17 protein-coding genes and 1 tRNA gene are annotated in these 16,860 nt (G+C 73.4%); 9 read left to right on the top strand and 9 right to left on the bottom strand.

Annotated features, from left to right (window positions below):
- The first annotated feature begins 159 nt into the window (after positions 1 to 159).
- Positions 160 to 897, top strand: a complete 738-nt coding sequence (locus ACIPRD_RS19395; protein WP_356397865.1) for a Tellurium resistance — start codon at positions 160 to 162, stop codon at positions 895 to 897.
- A gap of 19 nt (positions 898 to 916) precedes the next feature.
- On the opposite strand, the gene ACIPRD_RS19400 is transcribed toward ACIPRD_RS19395, so the two are convergent.
- Entirely contained in the window at positions 917 to 1,747 is an 831-nt protein-coding gene (locus tag ACIPRD_RS19400; protein WP_356397868.1) for a TerD family protein, read from the bottom strand.
- A gap of 176 nt (positions 1,748 to 1,923) precedes the next feature.
- Here ACIPRD_RS19400 and ACIPRD_RS19405 point away from each other — a divergent pair, with 176 nt between their 5' ends.
- The 3 genes from ACIPRD_RS19405 to ACIPRD_RS19415 are packed head-to-tail and all read left to right on the top strand — an operon-like array spanning position 1,924 to position 6,495.
- On the top strand, positions 1,924 to 3,090 hold the full coding sequence (locus tag ACIPRD_RS19405) for an HpcH/HpaI aldolase/citrate lyase family protein (protein WP_356397871.1): 1,167 nt from the start codon (positions 1,924 to 1,926) through the stop codon (positions 3,088 to 3,090).
- Between the two features lie 22 nt (positions 3,091 to 3,112).
- Positions 3,113 to 5,671 (top strand): phosphoribosyltransferase, encoded by a 2,559-nt coding sequence (locus ACIPRD_RS19410; protein ID WP_401564515.1) that lies wholly within the window; start codon positions 3,113 to 3,115, stop codon positions 5,669 to 5,671.
- Positions 5,671 to 6,495, top strand: coding sequence for an HAD family hydrolase (locus tag ACIPRD_RS19415; RefSeq protein WP_356397877.1), 825 nt, complete (start codon positions 5,671 to 5,673; stop codon positions 6,493 to 6,495). The genes ACIPRD_RS19410 and ACIPRD_RS19415 overlap by 1 nt, the downstream gene beginning before the upstream one ends.
- Before the next feature lie 267 nt (positions 6,496 to 6,762).
- Here ACIPRD_RS19415 and ACIPRD_RS19420 read toward each other — a convergent pair whose 3' ends face one another.
- From ACIPRD_RS19420 to ACIPRD_RS19430, 3 genes are all read right to left on the bottom strand, one after another.
- Positions 6,763 to 6,987, bottom strand: a complete 225-nt coding sequence (locus ACIPRD_RS19420) for a zinc ribbon domain-containing protein (RefSeq protein WP_356397880.1) — start codon at positions 6,985 to 6,987, stop codon at positions 6,763 to 6,765.
- Positions 6,988 to 7,062: 75 nt separating this feature from the next.
- Positions 7,063 to 7,626, bottom strand: a complete 564-nt coding sequence (locus ACIPRD_RS19425; protein ID WP_356397883.1) for a DUF4383 domain-containing protein — start codon at positions 7,624 to 7,626, stop codon at positions 7,063 to 7,065.
- A 157-nt stretch (positions 7,627 to 7,783) separates the two neighbouring features.
- Positions 7,784 to 9,190 (bottom strand): hypothetical protein, encoded by a 1,407-nt coding sequence (locus ACIPRD_RS19430; protein WP_356397886.1) that lies wholly within the window; start codon positions 9,188 to 9,190, stop codon positions 7,784 to 7,786.
- Positions 9,191 to 9,636: 446 nt separating this feature from the next.
- Between ACIPRD_RS19430 and ACIPRD_RS19435 the strand changes: the two genes are divergently transcribed.
- A tRNA-Val gene (locus tag ACIPRD_RS19435) sits at positions 9,637 to 9,708 on the top strand.
- Between the two features lie 45 nt (positions 9,709 to 9,753).
- Here the strand turns inward: ACIPRD_RS19435 and ACIPRD_RS19440 are convergent.
- Positions 9,754 to 10,110: a hypothetical protein gene (locus ACIPRD_RS19440; RefSeq protein WP_356397889.1), complete on the bottom strand. Its 357-nt coding sequence runs from the start codon at positions 10,108 to 10,110 to the stop codon at positions 9,754 to 9,756.
- 200 nt (positions 10,111 to 10,310) lie between these two features.
- Between ACIPRD_RS19440 and ACIPRD_RS19445 the strand changes: the two genes are divergently transcribed.
- Complete coding sequence (locus ACIPRD_RS19445) at positions 10,311 to 10,913, top strand: SMI1/KNR4 family protein (RefSeq protein WP_401564519.1); 603 nt, start codon at positions 10,311 to 10,313, stop codon at positions 10,911 to 10,913.
- A 183-nt stretch (positions 10,914 to 11,096) separates the two neighbouring features.
- Here the strand turns inward: ACIPRD_RS19445 and ACIPRD_RS19450 are convergent, their stop codons facing one another.
- Positions 11,097 to 12,065, bottom strand: coding sequence for a ketopantoate reductase family protein (locus ACIPRD_RS19450; RefSeq protein ID WP_401564521.1), 969 nt, complete (start codon positions 12,063 to 12,065; stop codon positions 11,097 to 11,099).
- 93 nt (positions 12,066 to 12,158) lie between these two features.
- Between ACIPRD_RS19450 and ACIPRD_RS19455 the strand changes: the two genes are divergently transcribed.
- The gene (locus ACIPRD_RS19455) at positions 12,159 to 12,410 is read left to right on the top strand and encodes a DUF2277 domain-containing protein (protein ID WP_356397897.1); all 252 of its coding nucleotides are present in this window, start codon (positions 12,159 to 12,161) and stop codon (positions 12,408 to 12,410) included.
- A 187-nt stretch (positions 12,411 to 12,597) separates the two neighbouring features.
- On the opposite strand, the gene ACIPRD_RS19460 is transcribed toward ACIPRD_RS19455, so the two are convergent.
- A complete protein-coding gene (locus ACIPRD_RS19460) occupies positions 12,598 to 13,215 on the bottom strand; it encodes a VTT domain-containing protein (protein ID WP_356397900.1) in 618 nt (205 codons plus the stop codon).
- Between the two features lie 447 nt (positions 13,216 to 13,662).
- Between ACIPRD_RS19460 and ACIPRD_RS19465 the strand changes: the two genes are divergently transcribed.
- Positions 13,663 to 14,241, top strand: a complete 579-nt coding sequence (locus ACIPRD_RS19465; protein WP_356397903.1) for a superoxide dismutase family protein — start codon at positions 13,663 to 13,665, stop codon at positions 14,239 to 14,241.
- A gap of 137 nt (positions 14,242 to 14,378) precedes the next feature.
- Here ACIPRD_RS19465 and ACIPRD_RS19470 read toward each other — a convergent pair whose 3' ends face one another.
- Positions 14,379 to 14,843 (bottom strand): DoxX family protein, encoded by a 465-nt coding sequence (locus ACIPRD_RS19470; protein ID WP_356397906.1) that lies wholly within the window; start codon positions 14,841 to 14,843, stop codon positions 14,379 to 14,381.
- Positions 14,844 to 15,145: 302 nt separating this feature from the next.
- Positions 15,146 to 15,790, bottom strand: a complete 645-nt coding sequence (locus ACIPRD_RS19475; RefSeq protein ID WP_356397909.1) for an HNH endonuclease family protein — start codon at positions 15,788 to 15,790, stop codon at positions 15,146 to 15,148.
- Positions 15,791 to 16,165: 375 nt separating this feature from the next.
- Between ACIPRD_RS19475 and ACIPRD_RS19480 the strand changes: the two genes are divergently transcribed.
- A complete protein-coding gene (locus ACIPRD_RS19480) occupies positions 16,166 to 16,747 on the top strand; it encodes a TMEM165/GDT1 family protein (protein WP_356397912.1) in 582 nt (193 codons plus the stop codon).
- Positions 16,748 to 16,860 lie beyond the last annotated feature (113 nt).

Genomic DNA, 16,860 nt, shown 5'->3' on the forward strand with positions numbered 1-16,860 from the left:
CGGGGTCCGGCACGCCTCCCACGCCCCTGAGAGCCCCCTACGGGCAAGATCAGGGACGTGGCGGGGTGTGATGCCCCCCGCGGTGAGGAACGCTCTGAGCGGGGCGGCCGGCTCGGCCCGGCCGCCCCGACGGCGTACGGACGATCACCAGGGGGCGGAATGGGTTTCTTCGACGGGCTGCGGGGCGGGCGCACCGCCGACTTCGACTCGGGCAGCGCCGCGTCCAACGCGATCGAGCTCACCCGGCGGCACCAGCAGGTGTCCCTCACCAAGCAGGACGCGGCCACGGGTCATCTGCGCGTCAACCTGACCTGGCGGATGCGCACCTCCGACTTCGACACCAACCCGCGCAACAGCCTCCTGCGCCACCCGTTCCGGGCGCTCAAGCCCCCGGAAGTCCTCGGACACGGGCAGAGCATGGTCAACGTCGACCTCGACCTCGGCTGCCTGTACGAGCTGACCGACGGTACGAAGGGTGTCGTACAGCCCCTCGGCGGCTATCTCGGGGACGTCAACTCACCGCCGTACATCAAGCTCAGCGGGGACGACCGGTTCGGCTCGGCGTCCGGCGAGACGATGTACATCAACCTCGACCACCGGGACGCCATCAAGCGGCTGCTGGTCTTCGTCTACATCTACGACCGGACGCCCGCGTTCGACCGCACCCACGCGATCGTCACCCTCTTCCCCAGCAACGGCCCCCGGATCGAGATCGGCCTCGACGAGCGGCACCCCCAGGCCCGCTCGTGCGCGGTCGTGCTGATAGAGAACGTGAAGGGCGAACTGGTCGTCCGGCGCGAGGTCAAGTTCGTGTACGGCTTCCAGGGCGAGCTGGACCGGCTCTACGGCTGGGGGCTCACCTGGGGCCGCGGCTACAAGACCAAGGCCGACCGCTAGGGGGCCCCGGTACGGGTGGCTAGCGCGAGAGGAACTGCGGCCCCTGGGGAGGCAGCCGGAAGTCCGGGTCCAGCGGTACGGCCGCGACGGGCTGCGGGTAGCCGTACGCCGGCTGGGGATAGCCGTACGCGGGCGCCTGCGCGGAGGTCGGCTGCGGGTAGCCGTAGGCCGACTGGGCGGGGAGCGCCGACGTCTGCTGGGCCGCCGGGAGCGCGGACGTCTGCTGGGTCTGCAGGGTGGACGTCGGCTGCTCCGGGGGAAGCGGCACGGACAGCGACTCCGGGCGGCGGGGCTCCTCCTCGGCCTCCGCCTCGTCCACGGAGATGCCGAAGTCCGTGGCCAGGCCCTTCAGCCCGTTCGAGTAGCCCTCGCCCAGCGCCCGGAACTTCCAGCCGTCCCCGCGCCGGTACAGCTCGCCGCAGATCAGGGCGGTCTCCGAGCCCGTCTCCGGCTTGATCTCGAAGTGGGCCAGCGGCTCGGGGTCCGTCTCCGAACCGTCGTAGATCAGGATCCCCAGTGCCGGGACCCGGTCGAAGGGGATCCCGTCCGCCGAGGCGACGAGCAGGATCCGGCCGACCTCCGGCTCGACCCCGGTCAGATCTGACTGGATCGTGTCGGTCAGCCCGTCGGCGATCCGCTTCTTGCCCAGCCGCCACACCTTGCCCGAGGGGTGCCGGGGCTGGTTGTAGAAGACGAAGTCCTCGTCGGAGCGCACACGGCCGTCGGAGCCCAGCAGCAGCGCCGACGCGTCCACGTCGGGAACGCCCTGTCCAGGCGTCCAGCGCAGCACGGCGCGCACCGTGGTGACCTCCAGCGGGACGTTCGACCCCTTCAGCATCGCGTGCGTCATGCGGTCATCCTGCCTTCTCCGTCCTGGCCACGACAATGCGGGGGGTGTACCCACCTCCACCGGGGGGTTACCGGAAATTCACGCTCGTGGGGAACCTCTGACATACATCCCTACGTACTATTACCGGCCACGTTTTACCCAACTCGAAGACCGGGCCCGGCCCCTGAGGGAGTTATATGCGTCATTTCGGGCACCTCGCCCCCGAAGTGCGGAAGCGTCTCTTCCACCAGGAGCCGTGCACGTTCACCGCCGACTCCCCGGCCCGGCTGCTCTCCGCGGCCCTCGGGGCGACGCTGTACAGCCCGGCCACCCGGCCCCGCCTCGCGGACGACATCCTCAAGCAGGCCGCCGTCGGCGTGGTGTCGATGGTGCTGTGCCTGGAGGACTCCATCGACGACGCGGACGTCCCGGCCGGCGAGGAGAACCTCGTCCGCCAGTTCGCCGACCTCGACGCCCGCGGCGACGCGGAACTCCCGCTGCTCTTCATCCGGGTCCGCACCCCCGCGCAGATCCCCGACCTCGTCCGGCGCCTCGGCGGCACCGTACGGCTGCTGTCCGGGTTCGTGCTGCCCAAGTTCACCGGGGAGCGCGGCGGCCCCTTCCTGGAGGCGCTCAGCGCCGCCGAGGCGGCGAGCGGACGGAGGCTGTTCGCCATGCCCGTCCTGGAGTCGCCCGAGCTGCTCTACCGCGAGACCCGGGTGGAGACCCTGGAGGGCATCCTGCGCGCGGTCGGCAGCCACCGGGACCGGGTCCTGGCCCTGCGCCTGGGCGTCACCGACTTCTGCTCCTCCTACGGCCTGCGCCGCGCCCCCGACATGACCGCCTACGACGTCCAGATCGTCGCCTCCGTGATCGCCGACGTGGTCAACATGCTCGGCCGGGCCGACGGCACCGGATTCACCGTGACGGGACCGGTCTGGGAGTACTTCCGCGTCCCCGAACGCATGTTCAAGCCACAGTTGCGGCAGAGCCCCTTCCTGGAGGTGCAGGCCGTGGAACTGCGCGAGAAGCTGATCGAGCACGCCATGGACGGGCTGCTGCGGGAGATCTCCCTCGACCAGGCGAACGGCCTGCTCGGCAAGACCTGCATCCACCCCTCCCACGTCCTGCCCGTACACGCGCTGTCCGTGGTCAGCCACGAGGAGTTCAGCGACGCCCAGGACATCCTGCGGCCGGAACGCGGCGGCGGGGGTGTCCTCCGTTCGGCCTACACGAACAAGATGAACGAAGTGAAGCCGCACCGGGCCTGGGCCGAGCGCACCCTGCTGCGCGCCGAGGTCTTCGGCGTCGCCAACGAGGACGTCGGCTTCGTGGAGCTGCTCGCCGCCGGAATCCCCGGCTGACCCTCCTCAACCCAAGGAACGCATGAACAAGGCAGTGAACGACGGGGTCTGGTCCGGCAGCTGGGTCGCCGAGCGGCTCGGGGTCGAACTGGAGGGCGACGACGGCCTCACGGCCATGCTCGGGCTCGCGCTGCGCCGCAACCCCAAGCGGGCCCACCTCCTCGTCTCGCACGTGCTCGGCAAGCACGTACCGCAGTCGCCCGCCGTGGTCCACGGCCACGGCTTCCGGCTGGGCCGCCGGGTCCGCGAGCTGCTCGGCGAGCGGGAGGCGGCCACCGCGGTGGTCCTCGGCTACGCGGAGACCGCCACCGGACTCGGCCACTGCGTAGCCGACGGCCTCGGCGACGCCCCGTACCTGCACTCCACCCGCCGCCCTGTCGAGGGCCTCACCCCGGCGGGCGGCTTCGAGGAGTCCCACTCCCACGCCACCTCCCACCTGCTGCTCCCCGAGGACCCGGCCCTGCTCGCCGGCGACGGCCCGCTGGTGCTGGTCGACGACGAGTTCTCCACCGGCAACACGGTCCTCAACACCATCCGCGACCTGCACGCGCGCCATCCGCGGCGCCGGTACGTGGTGGTCGCCCTGGTCGACATGCGCTCGGCCGACGACGCCGCCAGGCTGGAACGTTTCGCCGCCGAGATCGGCGCCCGGATAGACCTCGTCGCGACGGCCTCCGGCACGGTACGGCTCCCGGACGGCGTCCTCGCCAAGGGCCAGGAACTGGTCGCCCGGCACGAGGCCGGTGCCGGACTGTCGGACGGCGGCGCGCACGAGGCCGGTGCCGGACAGGAGGGCCTCGCCGGGGGCGACAGGCCTGCCGGGGATGCCCCCGGGGCGTCGTACGGGCGGACCGGGCGCGTGGACCTGCACTGGCCCCGGGGTCTGCCCGACGGCGGCCGGCACGGTTTCACCCCGGCGCACCGGGCCCGCCTGGAGGCCGCCCTGCCCGGCATGGCCGCCCGGGTCGCCGAGGCGCTGCCCGCCGGCGCCCGCCGGGTGCTCGTGCTCGGCTTCGAGGAGCTGATGTACGCCCCGCTGCGCATCGCCCGCGAACTGGAGCGCGTCGTCCCGGCCGAGGTGCGCTTCTCGACCACCACCCGCTCGCCCGTCCTCGCCGTGGACGACCCCGGGTACGCCATCCGCACCCGCCTCGCCTTCCCCGCCCACGACGACCCGGCCGACGGCCCCGGCGAGCGCTACGCCTACAACGTCGCAGGCGCGGGGTTCGACGCCGTGGTCGCCGTCGTCGACTCCGCCGCCGACACCCCCCTGCTGCGGGCCCCTGAAGGACTCCTCGGCCGCCTCGCCGCACACGTCCCGCACGTCCTGCTCGCGGTCGTCCCCTCCTACGCCCCCGCGTCCCCCGCTGCCCCCGAAAGGCCGCCCATGCTGCCCGAGCCCCTCCGCGGCCCCGCCTTCTCCTCGTACGCGCCCGAGGAGGTCGGCTGGCTGCTCCAGGACCTCTCGGACGTGACCCTGGAGGCGCCGACCGAGGAGCGCGAGGAGGCCATACAGAGCGGCGGCGCGCACTACGCCGAGTCGCTGCCGGTGGAGTACCAGCCCAGCGAGCGCTACCAGGAGCTGTTCCACGCCGCCCTGGACGCCTCGGCCGCCCGCATCGCCCAGGCCGTCGGCGTCGTCACCGAGACGGTGATCGCCGAGCTGGCCCGGTCCCGCCCCGCCCCGGAGGCCGGTGCCCCCGCGCCCCGGCCGGTGCTGGTCTCCCTGGCCCGCGCCGGCACCCCCGTGGGTGTGCTGATGCGCCGCTGGGCCCAGTACCGCCACGGCCACACGCTGCCGCACTACGCGGTCTCCATCGTCCGGGGCCGCGGTATCGACGCCAACGCGCTGCGCTGGCTCGCCGCCCACCACGACCCCCGTGACGTCGTCTTCGTCGACGGCTGGACCGGCAAGGGCGCCATCACCCGCGAACTCGCGGACGCCATCGAGGAGTTCGAGAAGCGGGAGGGCATCACCGGCTTCAGCCCGGAGATCGCCGTGCTCGCCGACCCCGGTTCCTGCGTGCGCACCTACGGCACCCGCGAGGACTTCCTCATACCCTCCGCCTGTCTCAACTCGACCGTCTCCGGCCTGATCTCACGCACCGTCCTGCGCGCCGACCTGGTCGGTCCCGACGACTTCCACGGCGCCAAGTTCTACCGCGAACTCGCGGGCGCCGACGTCTCCGTGGCCTTCCTCGACGCCGTGGCCGCCCGCTTCCCCGAGGTCGACGCGGCCGTCGACGCGGCGGTCGAGGAGCTGGCGGCCGGGGACCGCACCCCCACCTGGGAGGGCTGGCGGGCGGTCGAGCGGATCAGCGAGGAGTACGGCATCCACGACGTCAACCTCGTCAAGCCCGGCGTCGGCGAGACCACGCGGGTGCTGCTGCGCCGGGTGCCCTGGAAGATCCTCGCCCGGGCCGGCGCCGGAGCCGACCTCGACCATGTGCGGCTGCTCGCGCGGCAGCGCGGGGTGCCGGTCGAGGAGGTGGCCGAACTGCCGTACACCTGCGTCGGGTTGATCCATCCCAAGTACACTCGGGGTGCGACCGGCGCCGACGGCAAGGCGGTGAACCTCTGATGGCCGTACTGGTGGCGAGCGATCTCGACCGTACGCTGATCTACTCCTCGGCCGCCCTGGCCCTGACGATGCCCGACGCGCGGGCACCCCGGCTGCTGTGCGTGGAGGTCCACGAGAACAAGCCGCTGTCGTACATGACGGAGACGGCGGCCCGGCTGCTGACCGACCTGGGCGACGCGGCCGTCTTCGTGCCCACCACGACCCGTACCCGCAAGCAGTACCAGCGCATCAACCTGCCCGGACCGCAGCCCGGGTTCGCCATCTGCGCCAACGGCGGTCATCTCCTGGTGGACGGCGTGACCGACCAGGACTGGCACGCGGGGGTGCTGGCGCGCCTCGCCGAGGAGTGCGCGCCGCTGGAGGAGGTCCGCGCCCGTCTCGACGCGACCGCCGACCCCGCGTGGCTGCGCAAGCACCGGGTGGCGGAGGACCTGTTCGCCTATCTCGTCGTCGAGCGGGAGCTGCTGCCCGAGCAGTGGGTCGAGGAGCTGTCCGTGTGGGCCGGGGAGCGGGGGTGGACGGTGTCCCTCCAGGGGCGCAAGATCTACGCCGTCCCCAAGCCGCTCACCAAGAGCGCGGCCGTCCGCGAGGTCGCCCGGCGCACCGGCGCGGAACTGACCCTGACGGCCGGGGACTCCCTCCTGGACGCCGACCTGCTGCTGGCCGCCGATCGCGGCTGGCGGCCCGGCCACGGCGAGCTGGCCGACATCGACTGGACCGCCGCGGCGATCACCGCCCTGCCGGAGCGGGGGGTGCTGGCGGGCGAACGGATCACCCGGGAGTTCCTGAAGGCGGCGCGAGGCGCGACCGCGGTCACGGGCTGACGCCGCCCGCAGGCCGATGCAGCCCGCAGGCCGACGCTGATGGGTCAACGGCTGGTGACCAACGCCTGTTGGCCAACACCTGTTGGCCAACACCGGTGAGTCAGCGTCGGTGGGCCGGCGGCGGTGAGTTAACACCTGTGGGCCAACGCCTGTTGGTCAACGCCCGTTGGTCAACGGCTGTGGGCCAACGCTCGTCGGCCCACGTTCGTCGGCCCGGCAGAAGAGGGACCAGGCTGGGGCCAACGCTTGTTGGCCCACCCGTCCCGGTCAGCCGCAGCAGCCTCCGCCGCAGCAGCCGCCACCGCCCCCACCGCCGGATCGCGGTGCCGGGGCCGGCCCGGCCGACGTGCCGCCCACGGCGACCGCCGACAGCAGCTTGACCGTGTCGTCGTGTCCGGCGGGGCAGGCCGCGGGGGCGGCGGACTCCGCCATCGGGCGGCTGAGTTCGAAGGTGTCGCCGCAGGTCCGGCAGCGGTACTCGTAGCGAGGCATGCGCACAGATTAGCCGTGCGGGGCCCCGCGGGGCCCCGCACGTGTCAGCCGGTTCCGTCAGGTCCGTCAGGTCCGTCAGGGCTTCGGAGTGATCGCCGGCCGCGTGGGCCCGGACTCCGCTTCCGCGGCCTCGGGGTGGCGGGAGCGCCAGTACGGGTTGTCGTGCGGCAGGGTCGAGCCGACCCGGCCGTACATCCCGAAGGCCATCAGCAGGACGCCCACGACGAACGTGAAGAACACGTTCTGGATCTTGAACGCCAGGATGTTGCTGTCGGTGTCCAGCAGACCCAGGTTCACGAACCCGCTCAGGATGAACAGGATGCCGAACACCATGTTCAGCGTGGACGCGAGGTTCCCGCCGATCACCATCCCGATCAGCAGCAGCACACCCACGACGATCGACAGCACGCTCAGCGCGCCGTTGGTGTTCAGGCCCGCCACCGTGTCGCCGCCGGTGCTGAAGAAGCCGATCTCGTCGACCAGGCCGAGGATGCCGAAGACGAGCAGGAACAGGCCGATGACGCCCGCGCCGATCCGGTAGACCGTGTTCAGACGGTGGTCGACGGGCAGGTGCTCGTCGAATCGGATGCGTCCGCGTGCGGGGCGTTCGGACCGCCTGTGCACCGCGTGTGTGGCCATGTGCCGCCTCCCTCGGGCGTCGGCGTACGGAGATCAGCCGTCCCTCCCAATATCGGCCCGCCCGGACCCACCGGCAACACGCACGGGTCGGGACCCCGCTACCGCCGGTCACGGCCGGGAGCCTCCGGTGCCCCGTGGATCCGGGGGCTGCGGCGCCTCAGTGGCCCGTGCCGCCCCCGCGTTCCTCGCGGATCTGCGACACCACCCGGGTGGCCGTCCCCCGCACCGCCTCCGTCTCCGTGAGGAAGTGCCAGTAGTCCGGATGCCGGCCGCCCTCCAGGGTGCCGATCGCCCGTTCCAGCCGCGCCACCGCGTCGTCCAGCGGGCGGGCGTGCCGCGGGTCCGGGGTCGTACGGCCCGTCATGGCCAGCCGCTGGGCGTCGCGGATCGCGAACCGGGCCCGCTGGATCTCCGCCTGCGGATCCTTCTGCACGGCGTTCAGCCGGGTCAGCCGGTCACCGGCGGCCGAGACGGCCTCGTCGGTGGTGTTGAGCAGCGCGCGCACGGTCGACAGCAGCGAGGTGGCGTCCGGCCAGCGCTGGGCGTCCCGCGCGGACTGCGCCTCCCTGAGCTTCAGCTCGGCCTGCCGGACGTTCTCCGCGGCCTGCGCCGGCACCTGCTGGAGGTCCTGCCAGCACGCCGCCGAGAAGCGCCGTCGCAGCTCGCTCAGCACCGGGTCGACCTGTCCGGCGCGGGTCGTCAGTGCCTGGGCGCGGGTGCGCAGGCTGACCAGCCGGTGGTCGATCTCGGCGGCCTTCTCCGGCAGCCGTTCCGCCTCCGCCCGGATCGCTCCGGCCTCGCGCTGCACCCGCTCGGCCCGTTCCAGGGTCGCTGCCGCGCCGTGCTGCCCGGCGCCCTGGCCGAGCTTGGTCAGCTCGGGGGAGAGGGCGGCGAGGCGGGCGGCGAGATCGTCGGCGCGCAGGTTCTGCGCCCGTGCCGCGTCGAGGGCGTTGCTCGCGCCCAGCAGTGACTGCCGGGCGCGTTCCACGGCGGGCGCGAGCCGGGCCAGCTGGGTCTCGGCCTTGCCGAGCAGCGGGCCGAGCGAGCTGCCGTAGCGGTCCAGCTCCCGCTTGACGCCGGTCAGTTCGTCCTTGGCGGCGGTCAGTTCGGTACGGGCGCGGACGGCGGCCGAGGCGTCGAGGTCGTCCCGGTCGAGGTCGCATGCGTCGACGGCCTGGATGTACCGCGAGCTGGCCTCGTCGATGCGGCCGCCCAGTGCCGCGAACTCGGCGACGGCGCGGCGGGCGGCGGGGGAGTCGTCCACGGCCGTGATGGTCTCGACGGAGATCCTCAGGTCCCGCTGGGCGGTGTCGAGTTCGTAGAAGGCGGCAGCCGCCGCGTCCTTCGCCGCCTGCGCCTCCGCCCGCTGGCTCTCCGCGCGCCCGCCGAACCAGCGCCGGGTGCCCCCGCCCGCGAACGCCGCGGGCACCGCGAGAGCGGCCAGCACCGGCAGGCTCATCAGGGTCAGTGTGTCGCGCAGCGCCGAGGAGCCGCGCCGGTGCGGGGTGCGTGCGGTCGACGATGGGTACGGCTGCGAACGTGGCGTGCCCGGTGTCGCCGTCACATCCCTCTCCCGTGCTGTGGTCGCCCTGGGTGGTGTCATTCTCCCACCCGTTGAGGACGAACACACGGGTCGGTCAGTTCGCCTTCCGGGCCCCCATTTTCCCCTCCGGCCACATGATCCGGAAGAGCCGGCCGGACAGAGTCCCAGAGACCGCTCAAGTCGCCCGCCGGAGTGCCGTGCGGCGGTCGAGACATCTCCTCCATGGCGGCTCTGAAGGCGGCTGCGGCGGGCGGAGCCGCGGCTAGGTCCGGCGGCGGCGGTGCGCCTGCAGAAGGAGGCGGTGGAGCACCCCGGACGACCCGGTGTGCCGGGCGCGCGGCGGACCCGGCGCGACAGGGCGGCGCGTGACCGCAGGTCCTGGCGGGATACGGCCTTCCGTGGTTTGCGGCGCAGGCGCTCCGGCCATGTAGGCTGTCGACCTGTCCTGCGCACATGAGCCGGGACGAGGGTGCGTAGCTCAGGGGTAGAGCGCCTGCCTTACAAGCAGGATGTCGGCGGTTCGAAACCGTCCGCGCCCACACGGGAGGAAGCCCCCGGCCGATCGCGGCCGGGGGCTTCTTCGTTCATCTGTTCTCCGGTGCGGGTTCCTGTGCGGGTCCCTGCCGGGCGTGCTTGAGTGTGGTGCGGGCGTCCACACGGTCCGCCGCCGCGACCTCGGCCCAGAAGCGGTGGCCGCTGACGAAGACCGCGAGTTCGTGCTCCCGGCGCCTCAGCTTCTCCACCTCGGCCTGTTCGTCCGGGGTCCAGCCGGGGGACGCGGGGCGTTCCACCTTGCGCCAGCCGTTGTCGTCGTGGAATCCGTCCAGCGGCTCGACCGACCAGGGCAGACGCTTGAGCAGGTCCGACAGCTCGGCCCGGACCTGGTGCAGCTCCTCCTGGCCGGCGAGGAGGTCACGGGGGAATTCAGGGGTCGTTGCCACGCGGCAATGGTACGCCTGTTCGATTTTGGACGGCGGGTTCGATCACGAGGTTTCAGTCGAACGAGTGGTCCATGGGGCGAAGGGTTTCCGAGCGGAGGGGCGGTGCGGCCCCCCCCGGACCGCCCCTCCGCTCCGCTCGGACCGCGGGACGATCCCGACCGCCCTCCGGTCCCGACCGCCCTCCGCCTATGGTTCGGTCCATGGAGAGCTGGGACGGGGCGGCCGTGCGCGCGCGTCTGCGGGAGATGGCGGCGGGGGACCCCCGGCGGGAGCGCTTCGGGGCGGACACGCACCGGTACGAGCTGCGGCCCCCTCTGCCGGAGCGGGAGATCCGCGCCTTCGAGGAACGGCACGGCATCGTTCTCCCGGCCGAGTACCGGGCCTTCGCCGGAGAAGTGGGCGACGGCCCCGCCGGTCCCGCTCACGGCCTGCTGCCGCTGACCGCGCCCCGCCCCGAGGCCGCCGGGGACGCGGCCGCTGACGGCGAGGACGGCGAGGACGGCGAGGACGGCTGGGCCGTGGACGGGGAGTGGGAGGCGGACCGGCTGCCCGGCCGTCTCGCCACGCCGTTCCCGCTCACCGGCCCCCTGCCCGGCCGCCTCGGCGCCGGGACCGGGGAACTGACCCCGGGCACGCTCACGCTGGCCGAATACGGCTGCGGCACCTTCGTCCGGCTGATCCTGAACGGCCCGTTCGCCGGCGAGGTCTGGATGCTCGACCCGGACTGGGGCGGCCTCACTCCGCTGCGGCCCGGCTTCCGCGCCTGGTACGACGAGTGGCTGGCGGGTCCTCCGGCCGCGTGACCGCGCGGATGCCTGCCGTCCGACTCCCCGCCCCCGTCCCGGCACCCTGGCGCGCCACGCGCATACGGCATGGGGACACGCGCAGGCGGCATGGGGGACACGCGCAGCGGCATGGAGAGCACGTGCGTACGGCATGGGGAGGGAGGGGTCCGGCGGGTGGGCGTCCGCCGGACCCCGGGCGGCTCAGTGGCCGGCGGCGCCGATCTCCCGTACCAGACGGGCCGTCACCGGCACCGGAACGCCGTACCGGGCGGCCGCCCGCAGCAACGCGCCGCCGATGGCGTCGAGTTCGAGCGGGCGGCCCGCCTCCGCGTCGCGCTGCATGGAGGACCTGGCCGCGGGCGGGAAGGCGTCGTACCGGGCCATGGCGGCGGCCGGATCCGCGGGGGCGCCCGAGGCCCGGCTGACCTCGGCGGTCTCGGCGACCAGCGACTCCAGCTCCGCGCGATGGCGGGTGCGGGCCTCGCCGAGGGGAAGGCCGTAGCGGGTGGTGAGCAGGGCGAAGGGGGCGAGGAAGGCCATCTTCGCCCACAGGGCCGTGGTCTCGTCCTCCACCACGCGCGCGGTCGCGCCCGCGGTGCGGAGGGCGGCGGCGAGGGCGTCCAGGCGGGGACGGGACGCCGTGCCGGCCGCCAGGTCGATCTCGGCGAACGGGCTGCCGTGCTCGATCACCACGGGTCCGGAGGCCGGCCCGGCCGTCCCGGGAGTCCCGGTCGACCCGGAATCCGCCGCCCGGGGTCCGAGGCGGGTGGCCTCGACCCGGATCACCCCGGCGGCGACGCGGCCGGGGCCGTAGCGGGCCCGGAGGGCGGCGGGGTGCTCGACGCCGTTCAGGAGCGGGACGACGAGCGCGTCACCGAGGGCCGCCGGCGGGACGCGGGTGAGGGCGTCGTCCAGGGCGGTGTGCTTGACCGCGACCAGGCAGGCGTCGACGGGCTCGCGCAGCTCGGTGTCCGCCTCCACGGCGGCGGTGAAGTCGCCGAACAGGCCGCTGCGGACCTCGATCCCGCCCTCGCGCAGGGCGCACGCCGTGGACTCCCTGGCCACGCAGACCACACGGTGGCCGGAACGGGACAGCAGGGCGGCCAGGAGGCCGCCGACACCGCCCGGGCCGAGGACGGCCACGGTGGGCCGGTTCGTGGTGAGCGTCATGAGGTGCTCCTCTCATCGGGTCGGCCCCGTCGATCGGTGGCCGCCTTCGGGAGGATCGTCCCAGTGGCGTGCGCCGTGCGTGAGACTGGGGGCATGTGCCGGAGCATCAAGACGCTGCGTCCGCCCGTGCTGCCCACCGAGGCCACCGGGGACGACATCCACGCCGCCGCGCTGCAGTACGTGCGGAAGGTCTCGGGTTTCCGGGCGCCCGCCGCCCACAACCGCGAGGTGTTCGACCGGGCGGTGGCGGCCGTCGCCGCCGCCACGGCGGAACTGCTGGACGGACTGGAGGTGCGCGGCCACTCCGCCCGGGCCGCCGCGGAGGCCTCCGGCGAGTCGAAGTAGACCCCGGACACTCCGCAAATAGACCCCGGACACTCCGCCCTGGCCCCGGACACTCCGCCCTGGCCCCGGAGGCATCCGGCGAGGCGGAGTGGACCCGGAGGCATCCCGCGGGGCGAAGTACGCGCGGAGGCCTCCATCGAGGCGAAGTGGACGCAGGGGGCCGTCGCGTCCCCGGAGGGTGCGGCCCTCAGCTCTCGGCCGGCCGCCGTCGCATCAGGAACGCCGCCGCCGCGCCCGCGCCCGCCAGAGCCGCCACCGACACCCCGGTGGACAGCCAGGTCGCGCCCAGCCAGCGTGCGCCGTAGTAGCCGAGGGCCACGCTGTACGCGGCCCAGGAGAGGCCGGCGACGGCGGACCACGGCACGAAGTCCCGGGCGCGACGGTGGGCGGCGCCGGCGCAGAAGGAGACGACCGAGCGGCCGGCGGGGGCGAAGCGGGCCAGGACCACCAGCGCCCCGCCGCCTCGGGACAGCGCCTCGCCGAGACGTTCCTGCGCCTTGGTCAGGCGCCGGGAGCGGGCGATCGCGCGGTCCAGGCGTTCACCGCCCCGCCAGGCCAGCCGGTAGGCGACGAGGTCGCCGAGGACGGAGGCGGTCGCCGCGGAGAGGATGAGGGCGACGACGTCGGGCACCTCGTGCGGGACGCCGCCCGCCGCCGCGCCGGAACCGGCCGCCGCGGCCGTGGCGGCCGTGATGACGAGCACCCCGCTCGGCAGCACCGGCACGAACACGTCGAGCAGGACGGACACGGCCACCATGGCGTAGATCCATGGGCCGGCCGCCAGTGACCCCACGCTCTCCAACACGAGACTCCCCGTTACTCCCCCGGTGACAGCCATACAGCGTACGCCGATGGTGTGACACGGGTTTCACGCGGGGTGCATGTGATCAACACGGTCCGTTCACACCGGAGAGGCCCGCACGGGTGGACCGGCGGGTGCCGGCGCCCCGTGTCTCACCCGGGTGGCGCGTCCCGCGCGGCGGGACCGGCCGGTGTCGCGTAGCAACAGAGGGGATCTCCCCGCCGTCCCGCATGGACCGTCCCGCACGGATCGTTCCCCACGGACCGTTCCGAACGGACCGGAGGAGGCGGCCGGACGCGGCGGCGCGAGGCGCCGCGCGGCGTCGTGCGGCGTCGTGCACGGAGCTGCGGCGCCGAGCCGGGAGACGCGCCGGCCTGCGACGGGGAACGACGGGAAACGTCGGGAAACGTCGGGAAACGACGGGAAACGACGGGAAACGAGGAGGACACCATGATGGGAGCCCTGTGCGCGGGCGCCGTCGCCGCGGTCGTGTTCGGAGCGGGGGCCGGGGTGACGGGGGCCGGTGGCGGCTCCGCGCCCGAGTCCGCGGCCACCGGGGACAGCGGTTACACCGTCGACGCCGAGGGCCGGTTCGCGCCGCCCACCGCGTTCATCCCGTCGGCGGCGGTGACGTACGACCAGGCGCTCGTGCCGGCGGCCTCCTGGATCAGGGTGCGGCAGCACACCGGGCCGGGCGGCGCCACGTCCGTCGACCTGGAGGTGACCGGGTTCCGGCCCGGGCAGGCCTACGGCGCCTCCGTGCACCAGCAGCCGTGCGGCGGTCCGGCGGCCGGGACGGGCGGCGCGCGCTACCAGGACCGGCCCGGCGCGGACGGCGACCCCGGCAACGAGGTCCAGCTCGACTTCACGGCCGACGCGCGGGGCGAGGGCCGGGCGGGCGTCCGGCATTCCTGGGGCTTCCGGCGGGGCGAGGCCGCCTCCGTGGTGATCGAGGACCGGCCGGGCACGGGCGGTGCCCGCGTGGCCTGCTTCACGGTGCCGTTCGGGTGGGTGACGGGTCTGTCGTGACCCGCCGGGGTGCGCCGCACCCGGGGGCGTGCCGCGCCGTGGCTCCGGCGGTGCGGCGCCCCGCCCCGGGGTGTGCGGGAGGGGGCGCCGCCGCGGTGCGGGGGTGCGAACGGTGCGGGGTCGCGTCCGGTCGCCGGTCAGGCGGCTATCGGGGCCTGCTCGGTGCTCCGCTCCGCGGTCTCCCCGCCGGCGCGCCGGGCGCCGCCGCCGAAGAGGCGGTCCAGGCCGAACGCGCCGGATCCCGTGAAGACCAGCAGGAAGAACGCCCAGCAGAAGAGCGTGGACGGCTCGCCGCCGTTCTGGATCGGCAGCAGGGCGGCCTGCTGGTGGACGTCGAAGTAGGCGTACGCCATCGAGCCCGAGGCGATCAGGGCCGCGCCCCGGGTGCCGAGGCCGAGCAGGACGAGGGTGCCGGCGACCAGCTGGATCACCGCCGCGTACCAGCCCGGCCAGGTGCCGGCGGCGATGGTGCCGCCGGTGCCCATGGCGCCGCCGAGGACGCCGAACAGCGAGGCGGCGCCGTGCGAGGCGAACAGCAGGCCGATGACGATGCGGAAGAGACCGATGACGTAGGGCTGAGCGGAGTCGAGGCGGGCGGACATGGTGGGGGGTCCTCCTCTTTCGGTGTCGGCCGTGCCCGGTGGGTCCGGCGGGGCCGGACGGGAACACCGGTACGGCGTGGGGACGGTGGTACCGAGCGAGAAGTAAAGTTAGGCAAACCTAATTGTGCTTGCAAGTTCAAGATCCGGCCATTCGGCGGACTCGCCGTGCCGGCGGGTCGGCCGCTCGACGGGCCGCGGCCGCGACGGTGGCCGGAAAGGCCGACGGCCCGTCCCGGGCCGGGTGGGCCGTGGACGAGCCGTCGATGCGTGTGCGCCCGGCGGGTGCCGGCGCGGTGGTGGGGTCAGCAGCCCGCCAGGTAGTTCTGGAGCGCGGTCTTCTCCGCGGAGTCGACCGAGAGGTTGTAGTAGTACTTCACCTGGACCCAGGCGCGGACGTAGGTGCAGCGGTACGACGTGAGCGAGGGCATCCACGTGGCCGGGTCCTGGTCGCCCTTGGACTGGTTGACGTTGTCCGTGACCGCGAGGAGCTGGGGGCGGGTCACGTCGTTGGCGAAGGCCTGCCGCTGGGCGGTGGTCCACTGGCTCGCGCCGGAGTCCCAGGCCTCGGCCAGCGGGACCAGGTGGTCGATGTCCACGTCGGAGGGGGAGCTCCAGGTGGCGCCGTCGTACGGGGAGTACCAGCTGCCGCTCTGGGAGACGCAGGCGGAGTCGGTGACGACGTTGGAGCCGTCCCGCTTGAGGATGTACTCGCGCGTGTTGCAGGTGCCGCTGATGGTGATCCAGGTCGGGAACAGGTCCCGGCTGTAGCCGGTGCGATTCTCCGTGGCCACCGTGAGCTGGGAGAGGTAGCTGCGGGCGGTGGCGCCGCTGACCGGCGTGGGGAGTGCGGCGGAGGCGCTCGGGGAGTTGAAGAGGGCCGCGGAGGCTATCAGTCCGGTGAGGGCCGCGAGTATGCTCATCCGTCGACGCGCGTAGAACCTGGACATGCGAACTCCCTTGCGATGTGGGGGTTTTCGGGTGCGGGCACGGGAATGCTCGCGACGCCGTGTTGCGGGGGGATGAGCGCTCGGTAAGACCGTAGTGACGCGTGCATGACAGAACAAGATTTATGGCGGAACTTCTTCGTCCCGTACGATGGACGAAGCAGAAGGGGAGTAGCTCTTCGCCGGACCGTCGACATACTGCTCAGCACGTCTGAGCCGGCGCCCGGAGACGGATCCCTCGGGACCGTCCAGCGAGACCTTCGGCAAGCAGTGCACGCCCGCGCCCCACGGCACGGGCGCCGAGTGTGCTGCCGTGCCGAGGTGTCTTCCCAGACGTGCAGCACTCTCGGCGGGCGGCCCCCGACCGATTGAGGAACCTTGATCAGCATCACCGTGACGGCGCTCGTCTTCGGCGTCGTCTTCCTTGCCGAACTGCCGGACAAGACCGCGCTCGCCGGCCTCGTCCTCGGCACCCGCTACCGCGCCTCTTACGTCTTCGCGGGTGTCGCCGCCGCCTTCCTGCTGCACGTCGTGATCGCCGTCGCGGCCGGAAGCGTGCTGACCCTGCTGCCCCAGCGGATCGTCCACGCCGTCACCGGTGTCCTCTTCCTCGCCGGCGCCGCGGTCCTGCTGCTGAAGAAGGGCGACGACGAGGAGGAGGTCCGCAGGCCCGCCGACCAGTCCTTCTGGAAGGTCGCGGGCACGGGCTTCATGCTGATCTTCGTCGCCGAGTTCGGCGACCTCACCCAGATCATGACCGCCAACCTCGCGGCCCGGTACAACGACCCGATCTCCGTCGGCCTGGGCGCGGTCCTCGGCCTGTGGGCCGTGGCCGGACTCGGCATCGTCGGCGGAAAGGCCCTGATGAAGCGGGTTCCGCTGCGGCTCATCACCCAGATCGCGGCGCTGCTGATGCTGGGTCTCGGTATCTGGAGCCTGTACGAGGCCGTGAGCGGCTGAGGCGGCTGAGCTCGCACCGCGGGGTCGCGGGGGCCGCGCGGCTCCGCCCCGCGCGGGCGGCGGGAGCCGAACGGCCGGTGAACTCTCCGGACGGCGGGTGGCGGTATGCGGAC

This window comes from Streptomyces sp. NPDC090108, from assembly GCF_044747185.1.
In the GTDB taxonomy this organism is placed as follows: domain Bacteria; phylum Actinomycetota; class Actinomycetes; order Streptomycetales; family Streptomycetaceae; genus Streptomyces.